This window comes from Mesorhizobium sp. AR02 (genome assembly GCF_024746835.1).
Lineage (GTDB): Bacteria > Pseudomonadota > Alphaproteobacteria > Rhizobiales > Rhizobiaceae > Mesorhizobium.
In genome coordinates this window covers 698,425-724,179 of sequence record NZ_CP080531.1, presented here as the reverse complement: position 1 = coordinate 724,179, position 25,755 = coordinate 698,425, and the positions used below count along the sequence as shown (strand labels likewise).

General features: G+C 63.5%; 27 protein-coding genes. 8 read left to right on the top strand and 19 right to left on the bottom strand.

All coding sequences use genetic code 11. The annotated features are described in order from the left end of the window. From DBIPINDM_RS08085 to DBIPINDM_RS08065, 5 genes are all read left to right on the top strand, one after another. The gene (locus tag DBIPINDM_RS08085) at positions 1 to 1,011 is read left to right on the top strand and encodes a 2-hydroxyacid dehydrogenase (RefSeq protein WP_258585246.1); all 1,011 of its coding nucleotides are present in this window, start codon (positions 1 to 3) and stop codon (positions 1,009 to 1,011) included. 256 nt (positions 1,012 to 1,267) lie between these two features. After that, positions 1,268 to 2,299, top strand: a complete 1,032-nt coding sequence (locus tag DBIPINDM_RS08080) for a 2-aminoethylphosphonate ABC transporter substrate-binding protein (protein WP_258585245.1) — start codon at positions 1,268 to 1,270, stop codon at positions 2,297 to 2,299. Positions 2,300 to 2,331: 32 nt separating this feature from the next. Beyond that, positions 2,332 to 3,477 (top strand): ABC transporter ATP-binding protein, encoded by a 1,146-nt coding sequence (locus tag DBIPINDM_RS08075; RefSeq protein ID WP_258585244.1) that lies wholly within the window; start codon positions 2,332 to 2,334, stop codon positions 3,475 to 3,477. Next, on the top strand, positions 3,470 to 4,327 hold the full coding sequence (locus DBIPINDM_RS08070) for a 2-aminoethylphosphonate ABC transporter permease subunit (RefSeq protein ID WP_258585243.1): 858 nt from the start codon (positions 3,470 to 3,472) through the stop codon (positions 4,325 to 4,327). Before DBIPINDM_RS08075 ends, DBIPINDM_RS08070 begins: the two co-directional genes overlap by 8 nt. A 2-nt stretch (positions 4,328 to 4,329) precedes the next feature. After that, a complete protein-coding gene (locus DBIPINDM_RS08065) occupies positions 4,330 to 5,127 on the top strand; it encodes an ABC transporter permease subunit (protein ID WP_258585242.1) in 798 nt (265 codons plus the stop codon). An 11-nt stretch (positions 5,128 to 5,138) separates the two neighbouring features. Here the strand turns inward: DBIPINDM_RS08065 and DBIPINDM_RS08060 are convergent, their stop codons facing one another. The 8 genes from DBIPINDM_RS08060 to DBIPINDM_RS08025 all read right to left on the bottom strand — a co-directional run bounded on the left by DBIPINDM_RS08060 (position 5,139) and on the right by DBIPINDM_RS08025 (position 12,440). Beyond that, positions 5,139 to 5,588, bottom strand: a complete 450-nt coding sequence (locus DBIPINDM_RS08060) for a MaoC/PaaZ C-terminal domain-containing protein (RefSeq protein ID WP_258589218.1) — start codon at positions 5,586 to 5,588, stop codon at positions 5,139 to 5,141. Beyond that, the gene (locus DBIPINDM_RS08055; protein ID WP_258585241.1) at positions 5,585 to 6,661 is read right to left on the bottom strand and encodes a Gfo/Idh/MocA family protein; all 1,077 of its coding nucleotides are present in this window, start codon (positions 6,659 to 6,661) and stop codon (positions 5,585 to 5,587) included. Before DBIPINDM_RS08055 ends, DBIPINDM_RS08060 begins: the two co-directional genes overlap by 4 nt. Next, the gene (locus DBIPINDM_RS08050) at positions 6,654 to 6,983 is read right to left on the bottom strand and encodes an L-rhamnose mutarotase (RefSeq protein WP_258585240.1); all 330 of its coding nucleotides are present in this window, start codon (positions 6,981 to 6,983) and stop codon (positions 6,654 to 6,656) included. The genes DBIPINDM_RS08055 and DBIPINDM_RS08050 overlap by 8 nt, the downstream gene beginning before the upstream one ends. Positions 6,984 to 6,993: 10 nt before the next feature. Next, positions 6,994 to 8,106 carry a mandelate racemase/muconate lactonizing enzyme family protein gene (locus tag DBIPINDM_RS08045; protein ID WP_258585239.1) on the bottom strand — a complete coding sequence of 371 codons (1,113 nt, stop codon included), beginning with the start codon at positions 8,104 to 8,106 and terminating at the stop codon, positions 6,994 to 6,996. Positions 8,107 to 8,111: 5 nt separating this feature from the next. Further along, on the bottom strand, positions 8,112 to 9,212 hold the full coding sequence (locus DBIPINDM_RS08040; protein ID WP_258585238.1) for an ABC transporter ATP-binding protein: 1,101 nt from the start codon (positions 9,210 to 9,212) through the stop codon (positions 8,112 to 8,114). Positions 9,213 to 9,216: 4 nt separating this feature from the next. Then, the gene (locus tag DBIPINDM_RS08035; protein WP_258585237.1) at positions 9,217 to 10,083 is read right to left on the bottom strand and encodes a carbohydrate ABC transporter permease; all 867 of its coding nucleotides are present in this window, start codon (positions 10,081 to 10,083) and stop codon (positions 9,217 to 9,219) included. 2 nt (positions 10,084 to 10,085) lie between these two features. Beyond that, positions 10,086 to 10,982: a carbohydrate ABC transporter permease gene (locus DBIPINDM_RS08030; RefSeq protein WP_258585236.1), complete on the bottom strand. Its 897-nt coding sequence runs from the start codon at positions 10,980 to 10,982 to the stop codon at positions 10,086 to 10,088. A gap of 138 nt (positions 10,983 to 11,120) precedes the next feature. Continuing rightward, positions 11,121 to 12,440, bottom strand: coding sequence for an ABC transporter substrate-binding protein (locus DBIPINDM_RS08025; RefSeq protein WP_258585235.1), 1,320 nt, complete (start codon positions 12,438 to 12,440; stop codon positions 11,121 to 11,123). A 170-nt stretch (positions 12,441 to 12,610) separates the two neighbouring features. On the opposite strand from DBIPINDM_RS08025, the gene DBIPINDM_RS08020 reads away from it, so the two are divergent. Together DBIPINDM_RS08020 and DBIPINDM_RS08015 are read left to right on the top strand one after the other, a co-directional pair. Continuing rightward, positions 12,611 to 13,396, top strand: a complete 786-nt coding sequence (locus DBIPINDM_RS08020; RefSeq protein ID WP_258585234.1) for an IclR family transcriptional regulator — start codon at positions 12,611 to 12,613, stop codon at positions 13,394 to 13,396. Between the two features lie 65 nt (positions 13,397 to 13,461). Then, positions 13,462 to 14,298 carry an amidohydrolase family protein gene (locus DBIPINDM_RS08015; protein ID WP_258585233.1) on the top strand — a complete coding sequence of 279 codons (837 nt, stop codon included), beginning with the start codon at positions 13,462 to 13,464 and terminating at the stop codon, positions 14,296 to 14,298. 6 nt (positions 14,299 to 14,304) lie between these two features. Here the strand turns inward: DBIPINDM_RS08015 and DBIPINDM_RS08010 are convergent, their stop codons facing one another. The 8 genes from DBIPINDM_RS08010 to DBIPINDM_RS07975 all read right to left on the bottom strand — a co-directional run bounded on the left by DBIPINDM_RS08010 (position 14,305) and on the right by DBIPINDM_RS07975 (position 21,857). Continuing rightward, a complete protein-coding gene (locus tag DBIPINDM_RS08010) occupies positions 14,305 to 15,276 on the bottom strand; it encodes an ABC transporter permease (protein WP_258585232.1) in 972 nt (323 codons plus the stop codon). A 1-nt stretch (position 15,277) separates the two neighbouring features. Next, a complete protein-coding gene (locus DBIPINDM_RS08005) occupies positions 15,278 to 16,228 on the bottom strand; it encodes an ABC transporter permease (RefSeq protein ID WP_258585231.1) in 951 nt (316 codons plus the stop codon). After that, positions 16,225 to 16,974 (bottom strand): ATP-binding cassette domain-containing protein, encoded by a 750-nt coding sequence (locus tag DBIPINDM_RS08000; RefSeq protein WP_258585230.1) that lies wholly within the window; start codon positions 16,972 to 16,974, stop codon positions 16,225 to 16,227. The genes DBIPINDM_RS08005 and DBIPINDM_RS08000 overlap by 4 nt, the downstream gene beginning before the upstream one ends. Next, positions 16,967 to 17,704: an ATP-binding cassette domain-containing protein gene (locus DBIPINDM_RS07995; protein ID WP_258585229.1), complete on the bottom strand. Its 738-nt coding sequence runs from the start codon at positions 17,702 to 17,704 to the stop codon at positions 16,967 to 16,969. The genes DBIPINDM_RS08000 and DBIPINDM_RS07995 overlap by 8 nt, the downstream gene beginning before the upstream one ends. Before the next feature lie 66 nt (positions 17,705 to 17,770). Next, positions 17,771 to 18,958, bottom strand: a complete 1,188-nt coding sequence (locus DBIPINDM_RS07990; RefSeq protein ID WP_258585228.1) for an ABC transporter substrate-binding protein — start codon at positions 18,956 to 18,958, stop codon at positions 17,771 to 17,773. Positions 18,959 to 18,982: 24 nt separating this feature from the next. Next, entirely contained in the window at positions 18,983 to 20,128 is a 1,146-nt protein-coding gene (locus tag DBIPINDM_RS07985; RefSeq protein ID WP_258589217.1) for an extracellular solute-binding protein, read from the bottom strand. Between the two features lie 14 nt (positions 20,129 to 20,142). Then, positions 20,143 to 21,303, bottom strand: coding sequence for a CaiB/BaiF CoA transferase family protein (locus DBIPINDM_RS07980; RefSeq protein WP_258585227.1), 1,161 nt, complete (start codon positions 21,301 to 21,303; stop codon positions 20,143 to 20,145). Between the two features lie 2 nt (positions 21,304 to 21,305). Next, entirely contained in the window at positions 21,306 to 21,857 is a 552-nt protein-coding gene (locus DBIPINDM_RS07975) for a MaoC family dehydratase (RefSeq protein ID WP_258585226.1), read from the bottom strand. Between the two features lie 199 nt (positions 21,858 to 22,056). Here DBIPINDM_RS07975 and DBIPINDM_RS07970 point away from each other — a divergent pair, with 199 nt between their 5' ends. Beyond that, on the top strand, positions 22,057 to 23,154 hold the full coding sequence (locus DBIPINDM_RS07970) for a lactonase family protein (protein ID WP_258585225.1): 1,098 nt from the start codon (positions 22,057 to 22,059) through the stop codon (positions 23,152 to 23,154). 52 nt (positions 23,155 to 23,206) lie between these two features. On the opposite strand, the gene DBIPINDM_RS07965 is transcribed toward DBIPINDM_RS07970, so the two are convergent. From DBIPINDM_RS07965 to DBIPINDM_RS07955, 3 genes are all read right to left on the bottom strand, one after another. Then, positions 23,207 to 24,193, bottom strand: a complete 987-nt coding sequence (locus tag DBIPINDM_RS07965) for a Tim44 domain-containing protein (protein ID WP_258585224.1) — start codon at positions 24,191 to 24,193, stop codon at positions 23,207 to 23,209. Between the two features lie 61 nt (positions 24,194 to 24,254). Then, the gene (locus DBIPINDM_RS07960; protein WP_258585223.1) at positions 24,255 to 24,548 is read right to left on the bottom strand and encodes a zf-TFIIB domain-containing protein; all 294 of its coding nucleotides are present in this window, start codon (positions 24,546 to 24,548) and stop codon (positions 24,255 to 24,257) included. A gap of 196 nt (positions 24,549 to 24,744) precedes the next feature. Next, positions 24,745 to 25,734 carry a zinc-dependent alcohol dehydrogenase family protein gene (locus DBIPINDM_RS07955; protein ID WP_258585222.1) on the bottom strand — a complete coding sequence of 330 codons (990 nt, stop codon included), beginning with the start codon at positions 25,732 to 25,734 and terminating at the stop codon, positions 24,745 to 24,747. Positions 25,735 to 25,755 lie beyond the last annotated feature (21 nt).

Here is a 25,755-nt window from a genome sequence, read left to right as displayed (position 1 = left end):
ATGAAGGCCGTCCGCACCGATCGGGAACTCGAGTGTCCAGGCATCGACGCTGGCTTGCAGGCGAGGGGCGTCGAACTGGTGACGCTGCCGGACGGCATTGCCGAGGTCGATCTCGTCAGCGCAGTCGCTGACGCCGATCTTCTGCTGATGTGCTACACGCCAATCACGGCGCGGGTGATCGACGCGGCTTCCAAATTGAAAGGCATCGTCAAATACGGCGTCGGCATCGATGCCATCGACATTCAGGCCGCGATGCGGCGTGGCATCCCTGTCGTCAATGTGCCCGAATACGCCGAGGAAACTGTCGCCGAAGGCGCCTTCGCCCTGATGATCGCGCTCGCCAAACGGCTGCCGGCGATCACGGCGGCGGTGTCGCGCGATGGCTGGGTCTGGCCCGCGCAACGCTGGCTTGGGCGTGACATCTCCGGCGCCACGCTCGGCCTCGTCGGCTGCGGCAAGATCGGCCGCAGCATGGCGCGCATGGCAGGCCAGGGATTTCGTGCCCGGGTTCTAGGCTTCGATCCCGGTGTCGATGCCGCAACCACGCATGCCACCGGCATCGAAAAGGTCGACGACCTGCAAGCCATGCTGCGCGTCTGCGATTTTGTCTCGATCCATTGTGTGTTGAACGACAAGACGCGCGGCCTGATCGGCAAGACGGAACTCGCCTGCCTGAAGCCTTCCGCCATCATCGTCAACGTCTCGCGCGGTGCACTCATCGATGAGGCGGCGCTTGTCGAGGCTGTTGTCGCCGGGCGCATCGGCGGCGCCGGGCTCGACGTCTATTCAGTGGAGCCGCTCTCCAGGTCGGCCCATCCGATGCGTGCGCTCTTCGATCGCGACAACGTGATCCTGTTTCCGCATCTCACCTTCTTCACGCACGAAGCAATGCGCCGGCTCGAAGACGACACGCTCGCGCGCTGCTTCGAGATCCTCGATGGCCGGCCGGTGACCATCCGCTCGCATGATGCGCGTTTGCGGGCGCAGACATCAGGCGTTTCATTCGGCTGACCACCAGCGTTCCTGCCACCAATTACCGGCTTTCCCGGGGGCAGAATCGTGGCCACGACAGGCATGCGACAGTTCCATGACAACTATCAGAAGAAGTTTGCCTGTCATAAAATAAATAGATTTTACTTATCGATCACCAATCCCCAGAGTTGGCACAACGACGACATGCACCAGCACTACAAGGGCGGAAGGTCCCGGGGCTGCGGTCGTCCTAGTGCATCGCAGAATGTGCCATCAATCACAGGGGAACTGATCCATGAAATCGCGCAATGCAACCATCGCCATGGCCTTCGCCGCGTCGCTCTTGGCGTCGTCGGCTCTCGTCGGACCGGCACTCGCCGACGGCGTCGTCACCATCTATTCCGCCGACGGCCTGCATGATGGCAATGGCAGCTGGTACGAGACCGAATTCGCCGCCTTCACCAAGGCCACCGGCATCACAGTGCAGTATATCGAGGCCGGTTCGGGCGGTGTCGTCGAGCGCGTCGCCAAGGAAAAGTCGAACCCGCAGGCTGATGTGCTGGTGACCTTGCCGCCCTTCGTCCAGCGCGCCGCCGCTGACGGCCTGCTGCAGGACTACAAGCCGCAAGGCGCCGACCAGATCGACGGCGGCACCGACAAGTACCGGCCGCTGGTCAACAACTACATGAACTTCATCTACAACAGCGCCGTGCTGTTGGAAGCGCCGAAGAGCTACAACGACCTGCTCGATCCCAAGTTCAAGGGCAAGATACAGTATTCGACCCCCGGCCAGGCCGGTGACGGCACCGCCGTCATGCTGCAGATCATCCATGCCTTCGGCGGCGAGGATGCCGGCTTCGAATTCATGAAGAAGCTGCAGGACAACAATGTCGGCCCCTCCGCTTCGACAGGCAAGCTGACCGCGCTGGTCAACAAGGGCGAACTGCATGTCGCCAATGGCGACCTGCAGATGAACATGTCGCAAATGGCGGACAATCCCAACATCAAGGTGTTCTGGCCTGCCGGTCCTGATGGCGTGCGTTCCACCTTCGCGCTGCCCTATGAAATCGGCCTGGTCACCGGCGCGCCCAATGCCGACAACGGCAAGAAGCTGATCGACTTCCTGCTCGCCAAGGAAGCCCAGTCGACCGTAAGCTCGGTGGCGCTCGGCATGCCCGCCCGCAAGGACGTGAAGCCTGATGACGCCAACTTCGCCAAGGCGCAGGAAGCGATGAAGGGCGTCACCATCTGGTCGCCGAACTGGGACGAGGCACTGAGCAAGCTTCCCGACTACGTCAAGAAGTGGAACGAGGCGACCGGAAGCTGACACCCGAGGGCAGAAATCCGGAGGACCAAGCCATGTCGGCCGTCGCCTTTACTGGTACCAGTGTCATGGATATCGACGCCGCGAAAATTCGCGGCGCCGGCTCCAACGTCCACTTCGACAAGGTCAGCGTCGCCTATGGCGCGCATGTCGTCCTGCACCCGCTGACCCTGGATATCGCGCCGGGCGAAATCCTGGCGATGATCGGTCCGTCCGGCTCCGGCAAGACCACCGCTCTGCGCGCGGTGGCCGGCTTCGTGCGGCCGGCAAGCGGCCGCATCCGCATCGGCGCCACCGATGTGACCGATCTGCCGCCTTACGAGCGTGGTCTTGGCATGGTGGTGCAGAACTACGCGCTGTTTCCGCATATGCGGGTCGAGGACAACGTTGCCTTCGGCCTCAGGGCACAAGGCGCCGACAAGGCATTGATCGGCGAACGGGTGAAAGATGCGCTCGCCACTGTCGGCATGGCGACTTTTGCCCAGCGCTATCCCCGCGAGCTTTCGGGCGGCCAGCAGCAGCGTGTCGCGATCGCCCGCGCGCTCGCCGTACGGCCGCGCGTGCTCCTGCTCGATGAACCTCTGTCGGCGCTCGACGCGCAGATCCGCCGCAACATGGTCGAGGAGATTGCCCGCCTGCACCGCAGCCTGCCGGGCCTGACCATCCTCTACGTTACCCATGACCAGACCGAGGCGCTGACGCTTGCCGACAAGATCGCCATCATGCGCGACGGCCGGGTCTGTTCGCACGGACCGACGACGGAACTCTACCGTCGCCCGCCGAACCGTTTCACCGCCGAATTCCTCGGCCGTGCCAACCTCTTGCCGGTGACCGTTGCCGAGCCTGTCGGATCGAAGGGCTTTGCCACGGCAAGGCATGGTGACGCGGTGCTCACCGGCGCCGGCCGTGACGAGAAGGCTGGCGACAAGAGCCTGCTCTGCATCCGGCCGCAGCACCTGAGCCTGACGGCCGAAAGCGAGCACACCAACCGCATCGTCGGCACGCTCAGGGAAGTGCACTGGCAGGGCGAACTCACCCATCTCGTGCTCGATGTCGACGGCACGCCGGTGCGCGTCTCGGCAACCAAACTGCCGGTCGCCTTGCCCGAACCCGGCGTCAAGGTGCCGCTATTCTTCGCGCCCGCCGACACCTCGCTACTGCCGGAAGATTCCGGTGTCTGAGGCGGTCGCCCTTCACGCACCGGCGATCAGGAGAGAGCCCGGCAAATTCTGGATCGTGCCGCCGGCGGCCCTGCTGGCACTGCTGTTCTTCTATCCCTTGGCGCTGATTGCTCGGCAGGCCTTCCTCGACGACAGCGGTGTCGCCAATGCCGCCGAGATTTTTCGCGTGCTGCATTCGCGCTTCTTCCTCAACGCGCTGATCAACACGGTGACGATCTCGGTCACGGCGACGGCCGGATGCCTGATGGTCGGCCTCGTGCTGGCGCTGATCCTCGCCTTCGTGCCGTTCCCCGGCAGCGGTTTCATCGCCCGGCTGATCGACACTTTCATCGCTCTGCCGACCTTCCTGGTGACGCTTGCCTTCACCTTCCTCTACGGCTCCGCCGGCATGCTCAACACCGGGCTGATGGAAGCCTTCTCGCTGCCGCTGCCGCCCGTCGACTTCCTCTATTCGACCTGGGGCGTGGTGTTGGCCGAAGTCACCGTCTACACGCCCTTCATCCTGCGGCCGCTGCTTGCCGCCTTTTCGCTGGTCGATCGTGGCCAGATCGAAGCGGCAAGCGTGCTTGGCGCGCGGCCGTTCCGCATCGTGCGCCAGGTCATCTTGCCGGCGGCAATTCCTGCCCTCATCGCCGGCGGCAGCCTCTGCCTGCTGTTGACCGTCAATGAATTCGGCATCGTGCTGTTCATCGGCGCCAAGGGTGTCATCACCTTGCCGCTGCTGATCTATGGCAAGGCGATCCAGGAATCGGCCTACCAGGTCGCCTGCATCATCGCCGTGGTCAACATCGCGCTGTCGCTCGGCCTGTTCGGCCTCTACCGCTTCGCAGCCGGCCGGTTGGGAGCCTAGCCATGCTGGTCTGGTCGCGCCCGGGTCGTATCGTGTTGTGGGTGCTGTTCGCGCTCATCTTCGGCGTGCTGTTCCTGGCGCCGCTGGCGGTTATTCTCCTGTCCAGCCTCGCCGGCCAGTGGAATGGCGTGCTGCCCAATGGCTTGACGACGGAGCACTACACCGATGTCATCAGGGGGGCGGCGTGGAACTCGGTCAAGGCCAGCCTGATCACCGGCTTCATGGCCAGCGCTCTGGCGCTGGTCAGTGGTACCTGGGCAGCCCTGTCGCTTCGCCTTCAGGGCCATGCCTTGAAGCGGCTGCTTGGCCTGCTGTTCTTCATCCCAAGTGCTGTGCCTTCCGTATCCGTCGGCCTTGGCCTGCTGGTTGCCTTCAGCCATCCGCCGCTGCTGCTCAACGGCACGATCGCGATCGTCATGATCGCGCATTTCGTGCTGATCTCGGCTTTCACCTTCGGCAATGTCTCGGCCGGGCTGGCACGGCTTTCGCCCGATTTCGAGCAGGTGGCGTCAAGCCTCGGCGCGCGGCCGGCCTACCGGCTCTGGCACGTCACGCTGCCTTTGCTGGCGCCCTATCTGGTCGCAGCCTTCGGCTTGAGCTTCGCGCTGTCGATGGGCGAACTCGGCGCCACTGTCATGGTCTATCCGCCGGGCTGGGTGACGCTGCCGGTGTCGATCTTCAGCCTCACCGATCGCGGCGACATCTTTGCCGGTGCCGCACTCACCATGATCCTGGTGGCGGCGACGTTGGTCCTGTTGCTCGGGCTGGAGCGCATTACGAAGCGCGCCACCGGTGCATAGCGCGGACTTCGTTAGGCCGGCTTGCGTTCGACGATATAGATGTGGTCTGCCGCCAGCACCACGTCGCCGCGCTGGTTGATCACCTCGCAACGCTCGATCACCCGTCCTGAACCCGGTCGCTTCGGATCGTCTTCCTTGGCCGTGATGGTGGTGCGCGTGCGGATCGTATCGCCGATGAACACCGGCTTGATGAAGCGCAGCCGGTCATAGCCATAGGAAAAGGCGACGGGATTGACGATGCTTGCCGTCAACCCGATGCCGACCGAGAACACCAGCGTGCCATGCGCGATGCGCTGGCCGAATGGCGTCGTCTTCATGTACTCGGCATCCATGTGGTGCGGGAAGAAGTCGCCGGTGTGCCCGGCATGGACGATGAAGTCGGTCTCGGTGATGGTGCGGCCGCTGGTCAGCCGCGAAGAGCCGATCTCATAGTCTTCGAAATAGGTGATCTGTTCCATCAGGGTCTTTCCGCGATCGGCGTCGCCGGCGCCGCACTCGAACGATAGGCGGCTTCCACCAGCGCCATGGTGTTCCAGGCGTCCTCGACCGAGCTGACCAGTTCGTTGTCCTCGCCTGTGGCAAAGCGCTGGACATTGGCCATGCGCCCGACAAAGGCGTCAGGGAACCATTCGCCGGCGAGCGGTACGGCAATCCAGTCCGTCCCGCCTTTCGGATAGATCTCCAGAATGTCCGGTTCGCCCCGGGGATAGTCGAGGTTGAGGCCGAGCTTGAGATAGGCGGCACCCTCCGTGCCGCAGATGCGGAATTCGCAGGCCTGGTGCCGGCGTCCAAATTTGTGATCGTGGTTGATCGACAGCGCGCAGCGCACCGTGTCGCCATAGTCGAGGATGGCGCTGGTGCGTGTCTGCGACACTTTGTGGTTGGGATGGCCGAGCGTCTTGGCGTGGACGCCCTTGGGGTCGCCAAGCAATTGCCTGACGAGGTCGAGATAATGGATCGAGTGCATGGCGATCTCGACGCGCGGCGCCTTGAGCAGGAACTCCCACAGCTCCCATGGCGTTGCCAGCGCCAGCCAGGCGTCGAAGTCGACGATCTCGCCCAGCCAGCCCTTGGCGATCGCATCCTTGAGCGCCAGCATCATCGGCGCGAAGCGGAGCTGGAAATTCACCGCTGCCTTGAGGTTTTTGGCGCGGCAGATTTCGAGGATTTCGGTAGTCTCGCCGAGGTAGTTGCCCATCGGCTTCTGGATCAGTGCGGCGGCCCCGTCGGGCAAGGCTTTCAGGATTTCGGCGTGCCGTCCCGGCGGCGTCGCCAGATCGAAGATCGCGTCCTTGACGGAAGCGGCTTCGCCGACCGAGCGGAACGCCGTCACGCCCCATTTCTCGGCGAGGATATGCGCCTTGGCCTGGTCCGGATCATAGAGGCCGGCAACCGGGAATCCTGCCTTCCGGTAGGCCGGGAAATGCGCGTCGCCGACGATCGACCCGGCGCCGAAAGTGACGATCGGCCGAGGTTTTGAGGGTTTCGGCCATGACTGGACGAGTAAGGCAGGGTCGAAACCGCCATCAGTCATGATGGAAGACTTCGTCCATCGACGCCCACCATTCGCCCGCCTTGCGTGTCGCCAGCGGCTCCTGGCATGGCATGCAAACGGCCCACCATTCCTGCGTCCTGGGGTCGGCAGCCATCTTGGCCATGTCAGCCGCATAGTCGGTGCCGTGGTATTCGAAGGAGGAAAACAACAGGTTCTCGGGCCGCTTCAGATAGATCGAATAATTCTTGATGTTGCAGGCCGAGATCATGGTCAGGACGTCAGGCCAGACGGCGGCATGCAGGCGGACATACTCCTCGACTTTCTCAGGCTTCAGCCCCAGCACCATCCCCATCCGCTGCATATCCGTTCCCCTATTTCGTGATCGCCGTCGTGAATTCGGCGATGCTCATGGCCTTGACCGCGTCCCAGTCCCAGTCGATGCCGATGCCGGGCTCGTTTGGCGCCAGCGCATGCCCATCCTCAATACGCATATGCTTGCCGGTCAACTCATCGAGTTGCGGAATGTACTCGACATATCGGCCGTTCTGAACAGCGCAGGTCAGGCTGACATGCAGTTCCATCAGGAAATGCGGGCAGACCGGAATGTCGAAGGCTTCCGCCGCATGGGCGATTTTGAGCCAGGGCGTGATGCCGCCGATGCGGCCGACATCGACCTGCACGATCGAACAGGCGCCTTTCTGCATGTATTCGCGGAAATGGCGGATGGAGTAGAGCGACTCGCCGATGGCGATCGGCGTCGGCGTCGAGTTCGACAACCTGATATGCCCGTCGATATCGTCAGCCGGCAGCGGTTCCTCGATCCAGGCAAGGTCGAGCTCGCGCAGCTTTCCCGCGCGCCGGATCGCCTCGTCGACCGAGAACCCCTGATTGGCGTCGGTCATGATCTCGTAGCCGTCGCCGACCGCTTTGCGCACCGCCGCCAGGCGCGCAAGATCCTCCGACCCGTGCGGCTTGCCGATCTTCACCTTCGAGCCACGAAATCCCTTGGCCTTGGCGGCGAGAGCATCGTCGACCAGTGCGGCCGTCTCGATGTGTAGCCAGCCGCCTTCGGTGGTGTAGAGCGGGCAGCGGTCCTTGGCGCCGCCGGTCAGTTTCCACAGCGGCAGGTTCTGCTTCTTCGCCCTGAGATCCCACAGCGCCGTATCAATCGCCGCAATAGCTATGGCCGTGATCGCGCCGATGGTCGTGGCGTGCGTTGCGAATTCGAGATCGTGCCAGATCGCCTCGATCATGTCGGGGTCGCGGCCGATCAGGCGCGGCACCAGATGATCGGACAAAAGCCGCATCACCGAGGAGCCGCCGGTGCCGATCGTGTAGCTGTAGCCGGTGCCGACCGCGCCGTCGGAATCGGTGATGGTGACGATCGGCGTTTCCTGGCTGACGAAACTCTGAATCGCGTCGGTGCGCTTGACCTTGGGCACAAGGTCCACCATCCGCAGTTCTATCTTTTCGATCTTCGCCATGTCCGTCAGCTCCTCCGCAGTGTCTTTCCGGTCTCAGCGGCAAACAGATGCGCCTGCGACAGGTCGAGGCTCATCGCCACCCGCTCGCCGGACCGCAACGGGCGCGGGTTCAGCATGCGCGAGACCCAGTCCGTGCCGTTGAATTCGACGAACACCAGCGTCTCGTTGCCGAGCGGTTCGGTGACGGTGATCGGCAGTTCGATCTGGTGGACATCGGCCGCACCACCGGAGCTGATGCCATGGCCGGTCGGATAGATGTCGTCGGGCCGCAGCCCGAACACCACCTTGTCGCCGGTGGCGACATTGGCCTTGAACTGGACGGGCAGCGGCAGCTTCTCGCCGCTGGCGAAAACCATCTGGCCGTCATCGATCGTCGCCTCGTGCAAATTCATCGGCGGCGAGCCGATGAAGCCGGCGACGAAACGCGTCGCCGGCTGCCGGAAGACCTCGTCGGGCGTGCCGACCTGTTCGATATGGCCGTCGCGCATGATGACGATGCGGTCGGCCAGCGTCATCGCCTCGACCTGATCATGGGTGACGTAGATCACCGTCGACTGCACCTTGGCATGCAGCTTCTTGATTTCGGTGCGCATCTGCGTGCGCAGCTTGGCGTCGAGATTGGAAAGCGGCTCATCGAACAGGAACACGTCGGGATCGCGCACGATGGCGCGGCCCATGGCGACGCGCTGGCGCTGGCCGCCGGACAGTTGCGACGGGCGGCGGTCGAGCAGCGTATCGAGGCCAAGGATGGCCGAGGCTTCGGCGACGCGGCGATCCATGTCTTCCTTGGCGGCTCCGGCGATCTTCAGCGAGAAGCCGAGATTCTCGCGCACCGTCATGTGCGGATAGAGCGCGTAGGACTGGAACACCATCGAGATGTTGCGCGAGCGCGGCGGCAAATCGTTGACCACGCGCCCGCCGATCTCGATCGAGCCGGCGCTGATTTCCTCCAGCCCGGCGATCATGCGCAATGTCGTCGACTTGCCGCAACCCGACGGCCCGACCAGTGCGATGAATTCGCGGTCGGTAATATCGAGATCGATGCCATGCACGATCCCGATATTGCCGTAGCGCTTGGTCAGTTTTTTGAGGGAAACCGTTGCCATGGGATCAGCCTTTCACCGCGCCGGAGGTCAGGCCGCCGACAAGGTGTTTCTGGACGATGTAAGTGAGGGTGAGCGCCGGAATGATCATCACCACGGCAAGCGCGCACATGCCGCGCCAGTCGATGGTGAACTCGGCGGTGTAGTCGAGCAGGCCGACCGGCAGTGTCTTGGCGCTGACCGAGCGGGTCAGTTGCGAAGCCAGCGCGAACTCGTTCCAGCAGGTCAGGAAGGCAAAGATCGCGGCCGCCGCGATGCCCGGCCCGGCGAGCGGGAACTCGACCTGCCAGAACGCCTGCCAGCGCGTGCAGCCATCGATCTGTGCGGCCTCCGCCAAGTCCTTGGGCACCTGTCGGAAGAAGCCGTCGATCAGCCAGATCGTGAACGGCACGTTGAGTGCGACATAGGCAAGGATCAGCCCGAAATGCGTGTCGATGATGCCGAGCCGCACATAGAGGAAGAACAGCGGCAGCGAGAGCGCGATGCCCGGCACGGTGCGCGTCAGCATCAGGCCGAGAAAGACGCTCGATTTGCCGCGGAAGCGGTAGCGCGCGAAGGCATAGCCGCCGGCCATGCCGATGGCGACCGCAATGACCGTGGAGGTCACCGAGATGATCAGCGAGTTGCGGAAATATTCGATGACCGGGATGCCGCCCTTGCCGATGCCGCTGAACATCGAAACATAGGCGTCGAACGAGACCTCTTGCGGAATCCACACCGGCGGCTTGGCCATGATCTCGACGGTCGGCCGCAGCGATGAGATGACGATCCACAGGCCGGGCAGGCAGATGGTCAGCATCGCCAGGAACAGGCCGATGCGATAGACGATGCCAAGCAGCCGGCGCTTCAGGCGGGCGGAAGAATTCTCGTCCATCCTCACCACTCCGCACCGATCTGCGTGCGCGCCGCGGCGAGCTTGTTGAAGAAATAGACGGTGAAGGCGATCGACAGCAGGATCGAGAAGTAGGCCATGGCGTTGGCCATGCCCATGCGCCCGTCGCTGTAGGCGGTGCGCGCCACCAGCGTCCACAACAGCTCCGTGCGGCCGGCAGGTCCGCCATCGGTCATGATCTTGACGATGTCATAGGCGCGCGCGATGTCGAGCGAGCGGATGGTCATGGCGATGTAGGCGAAGGGCATGACGAACGGCCACGTCACATAGCGGAATGTCTGCCACGGCGTGCAACCATCGACGCGCGCCGCCTCGATCGGCTCCTTGGGCATGGCGAGCAGGCCGGCGAGGATCAGGATGGCGAAGATCGCCGTCGACGACCAGATTTCGGCGATCGAAATGGCGATGAAGGCAAGATGGCCCTCGATCAGCCACGGAATGGCGTCCTGCGTGATGCCGAGCGACTGCAGGGCGTTGTTCACCAGGCCGATATTGTCGTTGAACATGAACTTGAACTGGAAGCCGACGAGGATCGGCGAGAACATCATCGGAAACATCATCAGCGTGCGCAGGATGCGCTGCCCACGCGTCGCCTTCTCGACCAGCATGGCAAGGCCAAGGCCAAGCAGCATTTCGAGATTGAGCGCGATGGTCAGCAGCAGCACCGTGCGGCCGAACGCCCACCAGAAATCGGTGTTGGCCAGGATGGAGAGATAGTTCCGGAAGCCGACGAAGACGAAGAACGTCTCGGGCTTGGTCAGCCGGAACGGCGTGAAGCTCGAATAGAGCGACAAGAGCAGCGGCACGACGACGACCGCCGCCAGCACGATGAAGGCCGGAAGCAGCAGCAGGAACGGCGCCGATGGCTTGAAGCCCTTCATCAGAGTCCTTTGGGGTTTTGCATTCAATTGTCGGCCGCCCGTTCGTCGAGCCCTAGCCGGGGGAAGGCTCGGGTCCGCACCGGCAAACCGCGATCGCCTCCCCCATCATAATGGGGGAGGCAGCCTTGGGAGACGGTTCTAGAGCTTGCCGGCGTCCTGGAGGATCTGCGTCGCCTTGGCGGCGGCTTCGTCCAGTGCCTGCTTCGAGGTCTTGTCGCCAAGGATCGCCGCCTGCAGTTCTGGATAGACGGCGTTCGAGATTTCGATCCATTCAGGCGTCTGCGGCACGGCAAAGGCGTGCTTGGCTTCTTCCTGGAAGGCGGACAGAACTTCCTTCTTGTAGGGATCGTTTTCGGCCTGCTTCAGGTCCCAATCCCAGACCGCTGTGCGGGTCGGCAGCGGGCCTGCGGCGGCCTCGAGCTTCTGGCTGTCCTCGTTGGTCAGCCACCAGACGAGCGAAGCCGCGGCCTCCTTGTGCGGGCAGTTCTCGGTCACCGAGAAACCATGGAAACCCGACCAGCCGGTGCGCTTGCCGGAAGAACCCTTCGGCGCGACTTTCACGCCGACATTGCCGGCGACCTTCGACGACTTCGTATCATTGAAGAAGCCGGCCCAGCCAGGCCAGTCGAGGTTGATGGCGACGGTGCCCGAAGCAAAGCCCTGGCCGAGATCGTCCCAGAGATAGTTGGTGGTTCCGGCCGGCACGGCCTTGGCCTTGTAGAGGTTGACGAACCAGTCGAGCGCCCGGATGCCGGCCTCGGAGTTGAACACCGGCTTGCCGTCCTTGTCGAGATATTCGCCACCCTCGGCGACGACCATCTCGTAGAAGCGGCCATTAATCGCCTCTTCCTTGCCGGCGAACTGCGTGCCGTAGAAATTGGGCGGGTTGGCGAAGAACTCGGCCTGGTCGGTGACTTCCTTCCAGGTGTCCGGGGGCACCAGATCATAGCCATATTTCGCCTTGAACTTGGTCTTGTTGTCGGCGTTTTCGTACAGGCTCTTCTGGTAGTAGAGCGCCGAGACGTCGAACTGCGCGCGCGGCAGCATCTCCAGCTTGCCGTCGATGGTCGCTGCCTTGATGGTCGACGGTACGAAGGCGTCGATCTCTGCCTTGGGCAGCAATTTGCTGAGGTCGGTGTAGAGGCCCGTGTACTGCGGCGCGAAGGACGAATGGTTCCAGCCGACGCACCAATTGGTGCTGCCCGAGGCGATGTCGGACTTGAGCTCCTTGTCGATGTCGAAGCCGTTCTTCTTGGTCAGGATGTTGACCTTGGCGCCGGTCGCCTTCTCCCATTCGGGAATGCGCTCATAGAGCTTTTCATATTGCTGGCCGCCGATCAGTTTCACGTCGACGGTAACGCCTTCGAACTTGCCGGGCAGGTCGCCGGCAAGGGCCGTGCCTGCACCAAATGCAAGCACCAATGCGCCGGCGGAGACGCCGGAAAGCAGTCTGTTCATTGGTATCCTCCCTGGGTGCGCCTTAGCGGCGACCGCAACTTGTCCGCGTGACAAGAAATGCTACATTCATATACAAACAAAACATTCATACGTACGTCAAGGCGAAATTTGTTTCCGATGGCCGCATTCCTGCGTATATGAAGAATCGAATTCACTGGAGAGATGGGCCCATGGATGACAGCGAAGACGAGCGCTACCGCGCGCCGGCGCTCGACAAGGGGCTCGACATCCTTGAACTGCTGGCCGGCGTCGACGGCGGCCTGACCCAGGCCGAAATCGCCAAGAAACTCGACCGCAGCCCCAACGAATTCTACCGCATGCTCGATCGGCTGGTGCGGCGCGGCTATGTCACACGGCTTGATGGGGATCGTTATTCGCTAACGCTGAAACTGTTCGGCCTGGCGCAATTGCATGCCCCGGTGCGGCGGCTGGTCTCCTATGCCACCCCTTTGATGCGCGAGCTGGCCGAGACCTCGCAGCAGGCCAACCAACTCGTTGTTTTTGATCGCGGTTCTGCTGTCGTCATCGCCCAGCAGGAGGCGCCGAATTACTGGGGAATCTCGATCCGGGTCGGCTCCCATATCAGCCTGTTCGACACCGGTTCGGGCCATGTGCTGCTCGCCTTCCGCTCGCAGGAAGAGCGGCAGATGATGATTTCCGAATACGTCCGCAGCACGGACAAGACGCCGCAATCGGCGGAGTTCTTCACCCGGCTCGACCAGATTCGCGACCGCGGCTACGAGATGATGGCCTCGATGCAGACAGCAGGCGTCTTCAATCTCTCGGCACCGGTGCGCAGTTCCGACGGCAGGGCGATCGCCGCGCTGTCGATCCCCTACATCACCGTCATCAACACGCCTGCCGCACCCGATATAACCCGGACCATCGAGCTCTTGCTGGCAACGTGCGAGAAGCTGTCGCACCTGGCAGGCTCGACTGTCGGTTCATCGGCGTAAATTCTTATTTGAATGAAGAATTCCTCCGTGAGATGATTTGAAAACACTGGACGGAGGAGCTCGCCATGATCATCGACACCCATCTGCATCTCATCGACCGCTCAGCCTTGCGCTATCCCTGGCTCGCCGGCGTGCCGGCGCTCAACCGCGATTTCTCCTATGAGGAATACGCCACGGAGGCGCAGCGTGTCGGCGTCGAGCGCGTGCTGCATATGGAGGTCGATGTCGATCCGGCTGATATCGAGGCCGAGACCACTCGTGTCGAAGGGCTGTCACGGCAGTCCGGCAGCATGCTCGTCGGGGCGATCGCATCCTGCCGGCCGGAAGAGGCTGACTTTGCCACCTATCTCGAACGCCAGCGGGCCAATCCCTTCGTCAAGGGCTTCCGTCGCGTGCTCCACGTTGTGCCCGACGATCTGTCGGAAGGCGCGGTGTTCCGCGACAACATCAGGCGGCTTGGCGGCACCAGCCTGACCTTCGATCTCGTCGTGCTGCCGCACCAGATCCCCAAGGCGATCGCACTGGCCGACCTGGCGCCCGACGTCCAGTTCGTCCTCGACCACTGCGGCGTGCCCGATATCAAGGGCAACAGCGAACACCCGTGGCGCGAACATATGAGCGAGATCGCACGGCGCCCGAACGTCACAGCCAAGATTTCCGGCGTCGTTGCCTATGCCGGTCCTGCCTGGACGGTCGAGACATTGCGGCCCTATGTCGAACACACCATCGCTGCGTTCGGCTGGGACCGTGTCGTCTGGGGCAGCGATTGGCCGGTCTGTACGCTCGGCGGCGGCCTCTCGACCTGGGTGGCGGCGACCCATGCGCTGCTTTCCGGCTGCAGCGCTTCGGAGCGCGACAGGCTGTTGTCGGGCAATGCCCGCAAGCTCTGGCAGTTGAAGTAGCCACCGTCAGATCGTCGTCGAGACGTGCCGCTCGCGGCCGTAGAGCGATACCAGCAGCACGATGATGAAGCCCAGTGCGGCCTGCACCGCCGACGGCTGGAAGCCAAGCCCGATCAGCAGCGTGTTGATCTCGGTCAGCACCAGCACGCCGGCGATGGTGCCGAGATAGCTGCCACGGCCTCCGACGAGTGCCGCACCGCCGACGACCACGGCTGCGATGGTCTGGAACAGATAGGGCTGGCCGACATCGCCATAGGCCGAGCCGGTGAAGCCAAGCAGCAACACGCCGGCCACGGCAGCGAAGAAGGCGCTAGCCGCATAAGTGATGACCCACATGCGAACCGGGTCGATCAGTGCCAGAGGTGCTGCGCCCGGATTGCTGCCCAGAGCATAGAGCCGGCGTCCGTAGGGCATTCGCTCCAGCACCAGCACGACAAGCGCCGCCAGCACGACCAGACTCGGCACCAGCCACGGCACCGGCAGCGGCCCGGCCGAGCCGCCGATCGATACGAAGCTGGAAACCGCTTGCGGCGCAGAGCCTGAGGGGAAGCCGGCCGTCCATAACAGCACCAGCCCTTGCACGACCATGCCAATGCCGAGCGTGACGATGAGCGGCTGGATGTCGAGGCTGCGCGCAATCAGACCGTTCAACCCGCCGATAAAGATCGCGAGCACCGCGACGAGGCCGCAGACCAGGACAAAATTCCAGCCATCGCCGTAGAGCTGCGCGGCCACGACATTGGCAAAGCCGATGACGAAAGGGATCGACAGGTCGATGCCGCCCATGATGACGACCAGCGTCTGTCCGATTGAGGCGACGGCAAGCAGCGAGGCAAGCACCAGCATGGCGCGTATTGCAAACGGCGCCGAGTAGCCGGGAATGAGAACTGTGCCGGCAAGGTGCAGAAGGGCGGCGACGCAGAAAGCGCCGACGACGCGGGCATTGGTTGTCGCAAACAGGTTTCGCCCAGTGGCCATGTCAGCGCCCCCTCGTGGCAAGACGTTCCTGCAGCGCGGTCAGCATCACCGCCAGCACCAGTATGGCGCCATAGGCGATCTGCAGCACGAAGGTGGAGACGTTGAACGTCGTCAGCACGCTCTGCAGCAGGAAGATGTCGATGGCGCCGATCGCGGCACCCGCGATGCCGCCACGCCCGCCGGCAAGGCTGACGCCGCCAAGCGCCACGGCGGCAATCGCAATCAGCGTGTAGGTCGGCCCGATATTGGGATCGGCCGAGCCGATCAGCGCCGTCAGCATCAGCCCTGCGCATCCGCCGAGGATGCCGGTCATGACATAGGCGATGAAGCGCACGCGCGTGACATCGACACCGGCGGTGTAGGCGGCACGGTCGTCGCTGCCGACTGCCATCAGCTGGTCATAATAGGAAAGGCGCCGCACCAGCCACCAGGCAAGGAACATCAACAGCAGCGGCAGCATCGACCAAGGACCAGCCAAGGCCTTGAGCCAGGCCGGCGCCGGGCCGATCGGCGCCGGCAGGATCGTCAGCGTCACGCCGGTGAGGATCAGATAGGTGCCGAGCGTGGCGACGATCGGCTGGATGCGCACGATCGTCGCCAGAAAACCGTTCGCCGCGCCGATCAGTGCGCCGATGAGCAGGGCCGCTGGCACGAGCAGCAGTGGCGACGAGATGCCGGCCTTGAGGAACAGCATCTGGATCACCACGGCGTTGACGAAACCCATCAGCGGCCCGACCGAGATGTCGATGCCGCCACGCCCCGCAAGGATCACCGGTGTCGAGGCGATGGCCGCGCCGATCAGCGGCGCGGCCAGTCCGACCAGCGCCCCCCACGACCCCGGCTGGAACCGCGCCGGGCTGAGGATGAGATTGACCGCCAGCAGGACAGCCAGCAGCACCACGGCGAAACCGACGCTTCGCCCGAGTGACAGGAGGCGCGTGCAAGGGCTCATGCCGCACGCCCGAACATGGCTGATATCACGCTATCGGTGGTCATCGCCTCACCAGAGATTTCCGCCGCAACCTCGTTTTCCCGGAACACCAGCACCCGATGGCAGAGGAGAAGAATCTCCTCGATCTCGCTGGACAGGATGACCAGTCCCATGCCGTCGGCCGCCAGTCCGCGAAAGACGTCGTAGAGCACATGCCGCGTCGCCACGTCGACGCCGCGCGTCGGGTCGTTGAGAAGCAGGATAGCGGGCTCCAGCGCCAGTGCCCGCGCCAAAAGCACCTTCTGCTGGTTGCCGCCTGACAGGGTGGTGATCGGCGCATCGGGCCGGGGTGCCGCGATCGACAGTTTTTCGCGGTAGATGTCGTAGCGCGCCTTGCGCGCCGTTGGACTGATCAGGCCGAGACGGGTGTCGCGCGACAAGGTCGAAACGGCGAAATTGTCGAGCACCGACTGTGTGGGAAAAATGCCGTTCGCACGCCTGTCGCGCGGCAGGTAGGCGATGCCGCTGGCAACGGCCTTGCGGAACCCCGTGATCTTGCGGGATGCGCCGGGCAGGGCTAGTTCGATCGAGCCGCCAAGTGCCGGCGCCAGGCCGGCGAGCATCTTGAGGAACAGCTCCTGGCCGTGGCCATCGAGGCCAGCAAGGCCAACGATCTCACCAGGAGCGATGGTTTGCGTTATTGCACTGGCGCCGGGTGCGATGACGAGGTCGCGGATGGCGAGACCAGGAGCCTTGTGATCAGCCATGCGCGAGCTCCGCCGCCGTGCGTGGCGCCATGGCCTTGAGCAATTCAGCCGGTGTTGAGGCGCCGCGTTCTTCGGTGCGCACCACGCTGCCGCCACGCAGGATCGAGATGCGATCCGACAGCGACATCACCTCGTCCATGCGGTGCGTGATGAACAGGATGAGGCAGCCTTCGCCGGCGAGGGTACGCATCAGCGAAAAGACGGATTCGCGGTCGGCGAAATCGAGTGCCGCGGTCACCTCGTCGAGGATCAGAATCCTGGGATCGCGCACGATGGCGCGAGCGAGAACGACGAGTTGCTGCGCGGCGAGCGGCAGCAGGCCTGCTGGTTTGTCGAGGGGAACGTCGGTCACGGCGAAGCGCTTCAATGCGGCGGCCGCCCTGTCGCGACGCTCGTGGCGCGGCACAGCGCGTCGGACCAGCCCATCGAGGCCAAGCAGGATGTTGTCCGTCACGCTGCGATCCGGTGCGATCAGCACCTCCTGGAACACCGTGGCAAAACCTTGCGCCTGGAAGGCCGAGGGGCCGGTGCCTGAGAATGGCTTGCCGTGAAGCAGGATCGCGCCATTGTCCGGCTGGACGATGCCGGACAACAGCTTGACCATCGTGCTCTTGCCCGAACCGTTCTCGCCCAGGATGGTGTGGATGGTGCCAGCCCGGAACGCGATCGAAGCGTCGGCCAGCGCGACCGTCTCGCCATAGCGTTTGGATATGGTTTGGATTTCAAGCATGCCGTGTTTCGAAGCTGGCAAGCCGGCTCCCCGAAAGGAGCCGGCTTGCTGGGTCTGTCTCAGGCGTCACTTCGCGCAGGCGTCTGGCACCTTCGAATAGTCCCAGCCCTTGGTCGGCGCCGGGTTGGAGAAATAGGCGTCGAGCCATTCCTCCGGCATCGGATCCTTGGGCGGGATCGGGAAGATCGAGACGGCATCGGTCGTCATGCAGTCCTTGTACCATTGGCCGAGATCGGCACTGTGCACCGGCGGGATCGGGATCAGCAGCGTGTTCAGCTTCGGCTTCTGGCCGTCCAGCATGCGCTCGCCGACACGAAACAGCGTCTCGGCGGTCCAGTGCGGCAGCACCGCATGGCCTTCGAAACGGTACTTGTCGGGATTGGCCTTCCAGTAGCCTAAAGCATCACCCGTGATCGAGCCGGTGATCAATGGCGCCGGCCGGCCGGCTTCGGCGAAGGCCTCGGCGACGACGCGGCTTTCGCTGCCGGTCGTCCACACCGCATCGATCGGCGCCGGGTTGGTGGCGATCGCCTGCAGCACGACCGTCTTGGTGACGTTGGCCGTCCAGTTGCCGTTGACGTTGCGCGAGATTTTGAGCTTCGGATTTTCGGCCAGCGCCTTGTCCGCGCCCTGGCGTTCCTGCACCACGATCGGATGGCCGGCAATGCCTTCGACGAGCAGGATGCTGGCGCCGTCCGGCTGCGCCTTGCCGATCGCCGTCATCATGTCATAGCCCCAGCGCGCATAGTTGGAATCGACATTGATCGCGTTCGGACTGGTCACCGAACCGGCAGCGGTGATGAACGGAATGCCGGCCTTGGCAGCGGCATCGATGGCGTCGTCGAGTGCCGTTGCCGAGCCCGGGATCGAGGTGATGATCGAGCATTTCTTGTCGATGAAGGCGCGGATCTGGTTGATCTGCTGGCTGGCATCGTTGTTGGAGTCCGACACTTCGAAGCTGGACACCGTGCCGTCGGCGATCAGCTCGTCGACCAGACGCTTCAACTCTTTGGTGACCGTCACGCGCCACGGATTGCCCTGGTAGGATTCCGAATGGCACCATTTCCACGGCTTCGGCGGCGGGGTGAAATTGTCCCAGGCCGAAGGCAACACCTTCTGCGGCGCACCGTCATACTGCGCCTTGAGTTCGGTCGGTAGCCCGCCGATGACGCCTTGCACATCCTGCGCATAGGCAATTGTTGTGATGGATACAAATGCGGTTGCGGCCATCAGGCCGCGCATCATGTCTTTCATTGTTTCTCCTCCGTTCGGTTTGGTTCAGGCTCCTCCACCGGCAGCGCCGGACACCTGTGCGGGGGCACTCTCCCGGAACAGGCCATTGAGATCGGCAACGACCTGGGCAGCCTTGTGCCCGGAAGTTATGCCGGAAAGGATGCGGTCGGACGCCGCCTGCTGGAACGCCATGTAGCCGTCATGGCGAGGCCGCACCCATGCGCCTTCCAGCGTCGCGCGCGTATTCCGATAGAAATTGCCGGTCGCGGCGTTGACCGCCTCGTCTTCCCAGGCCGCCGCATGACCCGGCTGTCCGCCGGCAGTGGCATAGGGGCCGCGCTGGACATCGCCGCTGGCGACCCAATAGGCGAAGTCGATCGCGGCATCTCTGGCCTTGGAAAAGGCCGACACCGCGATGCCGGTGCCGCCAAGCGCCGAGCCGATTGGGCCGCTGGAGCCGACGGCCGGAATATCGGTGAAGGCCAGCCGGTGCGCGCGAAACCCTGACATCGCATAGGACACATAGCCATAGATCAGCGGCGTGCAGACGATCCGGGAATCCGCCTCCGCCATCCGTTCCGAAACAGCGATCGGATCCATCTCGACGCAGGCCGGTTCGACCAGCGCGGCGATCTCGCGCATCGCTTCGAAGACTTCGCTGCCGGCCTCCACATCGATGAGATCACGGGACGGATCGATGGCGCAGGGGTGTCCGAGATTGCCGGCAAGCGTGTAGAACACCATCAGCACGTGCGGCGGCCGCAACGGCAATAGCACGCGGCCTTGTTTGGCGAGATCGAGCACGTCGGTCCAGCGCGTCGGCGGCGCATCGAGCGCGTCCGGCCGCCAGGCCTGGACCTGGCTGGCCGCATCGATAGGAAACGCCCATTGCCGCCCCTGCCAGCTGTAGCTCGGATAGGATTCTCCGACGCTGCCCGCGGCGAGCGCGGTGCGCTCCGCCTCGCGCCCGGCGACATCCAGCGGCGCGAGGCAGCTTTCCGCTGTGATCTGACCGACATGCGGGTGGTCGATGACGATGAGGTCATAGGCCCGCGCCAGTTCCTCGACCGGGAAGGATTCGAAATCCTGCAGCGAACGCTTGTCCCATTCGATGGCAATGCCGGTCTTCTGCTGCCAGAGAGACGAGCAGGCGACCATTGGGTCGTAGCCGCGCGGATGGCTCCAGGTCATGCCCTTGAGCGTGCTCACAGGCCGAACTCCGCGCGGATCGCGGCACTATGCTCGCCGATGCGCGGTGCCGCGCGATCGACCTTGGCCCTGATCCCATCGACCCTGAGCGGCGAACTGGTGGTCAGGATCGAGACATCGTCCTCGCGCGTTACCGTCTGCAGCATGTCGAGCGACTGGAAACCTTCGCTGGCCAGCATCTCCGGCCAGGTCAGCACCTTGGCGCACCAGATGTCGGCCGGCTCGAGAATATCAAGCCATTCGTCGATAGTTTTGGTGGCGATCCGTTGGGCGATGATCGCCTTGATGTCGTCGCGCGCGGTGAACCACGAGGCCGGTCTGTCGCGATAAGGGGCCAACTCTTCGAGCGAGAGCAGATCGGCGAGTTTCGGGATCGGCGTCATGGCGATGGCGAGATAGCCGTCCTTGGCCGGATACACACCGTATGGTGCCGAGAGATAGGCGTGCGCGCTGCGGAAATTGGAGCGCCTGGGCAAGCGGCGGCCATCGTTGAGATGCGTGGTCAGCACCTCGAACTGGAAGTCGACCAGCGCTTCCAGAAGGCTGGTTTCGATATGGCTGCCTTGGCCGGTGATGCCGCGCCGCACCAGTGCGGCCAGGATGCCTTGCGCGCAGGCCGCCCCCGCCAGCATGTCGCCGATCGCAAGCCCGAACGGCACCGGCCCCTGGTCCTCGTCGCCGTTCAGCCACATCACGCCGGAGCGCGACTGTGCCAGCAGGTCCTGGCCGGGTCGCTTGACCCACGGACCCTCTTCGCCATAGCCGCTGATCGAGGCGTAGACGAGCCGCGGATTGATCTTGCGGACGGCCTCATAGTCGAAGCCCAGGCGCTCAATGACACCCGGCCGGAAATTCTGGATCAGCACATCGGCCTTGGCCAGCAGCCGGCGCAGCACCTTGAGATCGGCCTCGTTCTTGAGGTCGATGGCAAAACTTTCCTTGGCGCGGTTGATGGCATGGAAGATGGTGGAATCGCCGCCGATCTCAGTGTCGCTGAGATAGAGCCGGCGCGACAGGTCGCCGCCATCCGGGCGTTCGATCTTGATGACGCGGGCACCGAGGTCGAGCAGCCGGAGCGAGCAATAAGGCCCGGACAGGAACTGGCTCAAGTCGACGACGACGAGACCGGCAAGCGGCAATTCGGCTGCTGCCGGCATCGTCATTTCTCCGTCTTGCCGACGAAATCGGCTGGGTTGCGGTACTTCACCGTCTGCAGATGCTCGCAATAGAGAACGAGCTCGCCTTCGCCCTTGAACACTTCGTAGCTGGCGCGGATCAGCCCCATCTCCTTGTAGCGGGGCTTTTTGTCGAGGTTGGAGCGGATCGAATAGATGGTGTCGCCAATGAAGACAGGCTTTATGAAGCGCAGCTTGTCGTAGCCATAGGAAAAGGCGTTGACGCAGTTGGTGGCGACCAGGCCGAGGCCCGCCGAAAAGACGAAAGCACCGGCGATCAGCCGCTTGCCGAAAATGCCTTCGCTCTCGGCAAACATCTGGTCCTGCACATAGGGGTGGATATCGAGCACCAGCGTGTTGAACAGGTGGCTGTCGCCTTCCGCCATCGTGCGCCGCAACGAGCGGATTTTCTGGCCGACCGGCCAGTCCTCGTAGAACCAGTTCTCGGCGTTCCACACCGGCAGAGCGGCATGCTCTTCCGGCATGTTTTTCGGGAACGTCGAGGCGACGCCGACAGTGGGGGCGAAGTCGTTCATGGCTGGCTCTGTCGCTCTCGCGAAAGGGTTCGGGCAGCCGTTCGAACGCGCGTCAAGGCGCCTGATTGCACGACGTCTCCTCCCGTCAATCTTCTTTTGTAAATAGTATTTTCACATATGGGGTTGCGTTGCAAGCGAGGACAGGCGAAATTTTGGTCGGCTCCACAGCGCTCAAGCGTCGCGGACAGGGGAGGAAATCATGAGCAGCGCATGTCTAGTGTTTGTCGGCAGCCTGAACCGGGAGGCGCCTTATTTTCAGGGCGCGCGCGGCATCGGCCTCAGCGTCTACAGTTTCGACGAGGCGACGCTGGAAATACGAAAGCTGGCCGAGACCAATGACGTCGACAATCCGACCTTCCTGTCGGTGACGCCGGATGGTTCGCGCCTCTACGCCAATTCGGAAGTGTTTGCCTGGCGGGAGGGAACCGTCTCCGCTTACAGCTTCGATCGTGGCTTAAGCACGCTCACCTATCTGAACAAGCAGCCTTCGCTCGGCAGCATCACCGCCCACAACTCCATCACCCGCGACGGGACGAAGCTGCTGGTTGCCAACTACGGCATGGGTGAGGGCGGTCCGGATCGCGCCGTGGCCGTGTATGGTTTCGATAAGGATGGTGCCTTGTCAGCGCCGCTGGCCAGTGTTTCGCACAAGGGCACCGGTCCGAATACGGCACGGCAGGAGCGCTCGCATGCGCACAGTGTCACCGAAACCATTGCCGGCGGAATGGCCATCGTCGCCGATCTCGGCACCGACCGGCTGGTGTCCTACCGGATCGAGCAGGATGGCAGCCTGACGAAACTTGCTGAGTCCACCCTGACGCCAGGCGCAGGCCCACGTCATCTCGCACTGCATCCGAGCGGACGCTTCGTCTTTGTCATGAACGAGCTGGATTCGACCGTCGTCTCGTTGGCGCTGGACGAGGCATCAGGCAAGCTGTCGATCATCGACGCCAGGCCGGCAGTCCCGGCCGAGGCGCGCGACAGCAACCATTGCGCTGATATCCAGATCTCGCCGGATGGCCGCTTCATCTACGGCTCCAACCGTGGCCACGACAGCGTCGTCATCATGGCGGTTGATCAGGAAACTGGTGCTTTGAGCCTCGTCGGCTATGTCCCTTGCGGCGGCGCGACGCCGCGCAATCTGGCGCTGACGCCGTCGGGCGGCCATCTGTTCTCGGCCAACCAGAATGCCGACCGCATCTCGATCTTCGCGCGCGACCCGGCGAGCGGCATGCTGACCGACACCGGACGTGCCATCGAGATCGGCACGCCGATGTGCGTCAGGATCGTGCGCTGATCCGCCCAACCATCGGATCTGCGTCGAAGCCTCGGACGGAACTGGCCCGGGCTCAAGCCTGTTGTATTGCCGAGAGCTTCCAATTCGAGCCATTCTGGCGCGTGAATGTCCACAGCTCGGTCGTCTCTGTCGGATGGCCTTTGTCGTCCCCGACAACTTTGTTGGTGGCCCGTTCGCGCATCACGTCGCGGGACTCGTAGCGCAATGCGGCCGTGGCGTAGTCACGGTCACCCTCGCGCCAGCTTTCGGCGATGTCGGCCTGCAGCAAGGTGACATCAGAGACCTCGTTCCTGAGACCTTTCTGGGCATTGTCGGCCAGCTCTTCTGAGAGATAGGACACCATTTCGGGCGTCGTCGCCCGGCGCAGGGCGGCATGGTCTTCGCGCCCGAATGCTTCCTGGACATCGGTCAACAATTGCTGGAATGCGTCGAGGTCGCTCTGGGCCAGCGGGATCTCCTCGGAACCGGTGGCCGGAGAGCCTCCGCCCGAACCGCCGCCAAAGCCGGGAATTGTGAAGGAGCTGGCAGTGCCCTGCTGTGCCGTTGCGCGGTTCTCGAAGCTCGACGCCTGGGCATTGCCGGCACCGGCGAGCGCCGGGGCAGGGCCACGCGCGGATTGCGAGCGGAAGAAGCGGATGGCCAGCATGATCGCGCCACCGGTGAGCAGGGCCTGAAGCAGGAAACCGAACATGCCGGCCAGGCCACCAAAACCTTGGCCGACGAGCAGGCCGATGAGGCCGCCGAGCAGCAGGCCACGCATCATGGTTCCACCGAAGCCGCTCATGAAGCCGGGCCTCTGCGGGCCGGCCTGTGGCTGCCGGGCGGCAGAGTTCACACCGGTGTTGGGCGTCATCGAACGCTCGACCGGAGCGGTCGGCGCGGGTGCGGTCCTGGTTGGCGGGGCCGACTGGAACGTGCGCGTGCCGCGACTGCCGAAACTGCCGCCGCGCCGGGCCTCGGCATGATCGATCGCGACCATGGAGAATGCAAGGAACAGGCCTGCAAAGAGCGTTGCAAATCGGCTGGTGCGAGACATCATCGGGATGGACCTTTGTCGATGTGGTTTTGGAAATTTTCAGCCGGCGCCAGGCGCCGTTCGATCAATCGAACAATTCTTCGAAGAATGATTTCTTCCGCTTCGGGTAGCGGTGGCCCTGCGAGCGGGAATAATCGTCATCGCGGCCATGTTGCGGCTGGGAAAACGTTGCCGGCTGCGGCTGCGGCGCGGGCGACGCCTCCCTGCCGGAACGCTCGACGATCTTGTCGAGTTCGCCTCGATCAAGCCAGACGCCGCGGCACTGCGGACAGTAATCGATCTCGATACCCTGGCGTTCGCTCATTGTGAGCGCGACGCGGCAGGAGGGGCAAACCAGGCCAAGGAGGGAAGTTGTCATACGGGGCTCCAAACCGAAAGCAATGAGCCCGCTTGACCGAAAAGGATGGAAACGGGCCCGCTAAAGCGGTCCGACATCACGGTCGCCAGAAGCGATCGTCAGAGGGGCCCGGCCCGCACCAGACAGTTGGGGATGCGGAGCCGTGCCTTCAAGGGCGGTATTGCCGCGAAGAGTGATTTGTTCGCGTTGCCGTCGCTCAGACCGTCACCACGATCTTGCCGAATTGCTCGTTCGATTCGAGATAGCGGTGCGCCTCGACGATCTGGTCGAAGGCAAAGCTCCGGTCGATGATCGGCCGCAGCGTGCCCGTCTCCAGGCCTTCGAGGATGAACGCCTTGGCGGCCTCCAGTTTCGCCGGATCGCCGGTGATCTCGTGGACGAGGTAGCCACGCAGCGTCAGCGTCTTGCCCAGGACGGCAGGCAAGGGGAACGGCGTCGGCTCGTGGCTCAACCCGCCATATTCGATCAGAATGCCGCCCTTTGACATCGCGGCCGTCAGCGGCTCGAAGATCGGACCGCCGACGGCATCGAGCACGACGCGCGCACCTTGCGATCCGGTGATCTCGTTCAGCCGTGCCGCCAGATCCTCTTCGGCTGAGGCCACGACATGTGCCGCTCCGGCGTCGAGCAGGGCCCGCTTCTTCGCCGCTGTCCGCGTCACCGCGATCGTTGTCGCGCCGATGCTGTTGGCGATCTGGGTCGCCGCAAGCCCGACGCTGCTTGAGGCCGCCGTGATGACGACGGCATCTTCACTGCTCAGTTTAGCGATGTCGATCAGCGCACCATAGGCGGTGAGATACTGCATCCAGACCGCTGCCGCCGTCTGCCAGTCGAGCGATGGCGGGTGCTTGACGACGAGCCCGGCGGGGTAGGTGACCAACTCGCCGTAAGCCGGCCAGCGAACCATCGATTGCGGCGGAATGACGCTGACCGCATCGCCCGGCGCGAAATCCTTCACGCCGTCGCCCACCGCCTCGACAACGCCCGCCGCTTCCAGACCAAGCCCGGAGGGCAGGGTCGGCGTCTCAATGTAAGCGCCCGAACGCAGCAGCGCCTCGGCACGATTGAGGCCGAGCGCCTTGACGCGGATCCGAACCTCGCCCGGACCCGGTGGGGGAAGGTCGGCATCCTCGATGCGCAGAACCTCGGGACCACCATGCTGGTGGAAGCGGATAACACGGGCCATTCGGGATACTCCAAATCATTT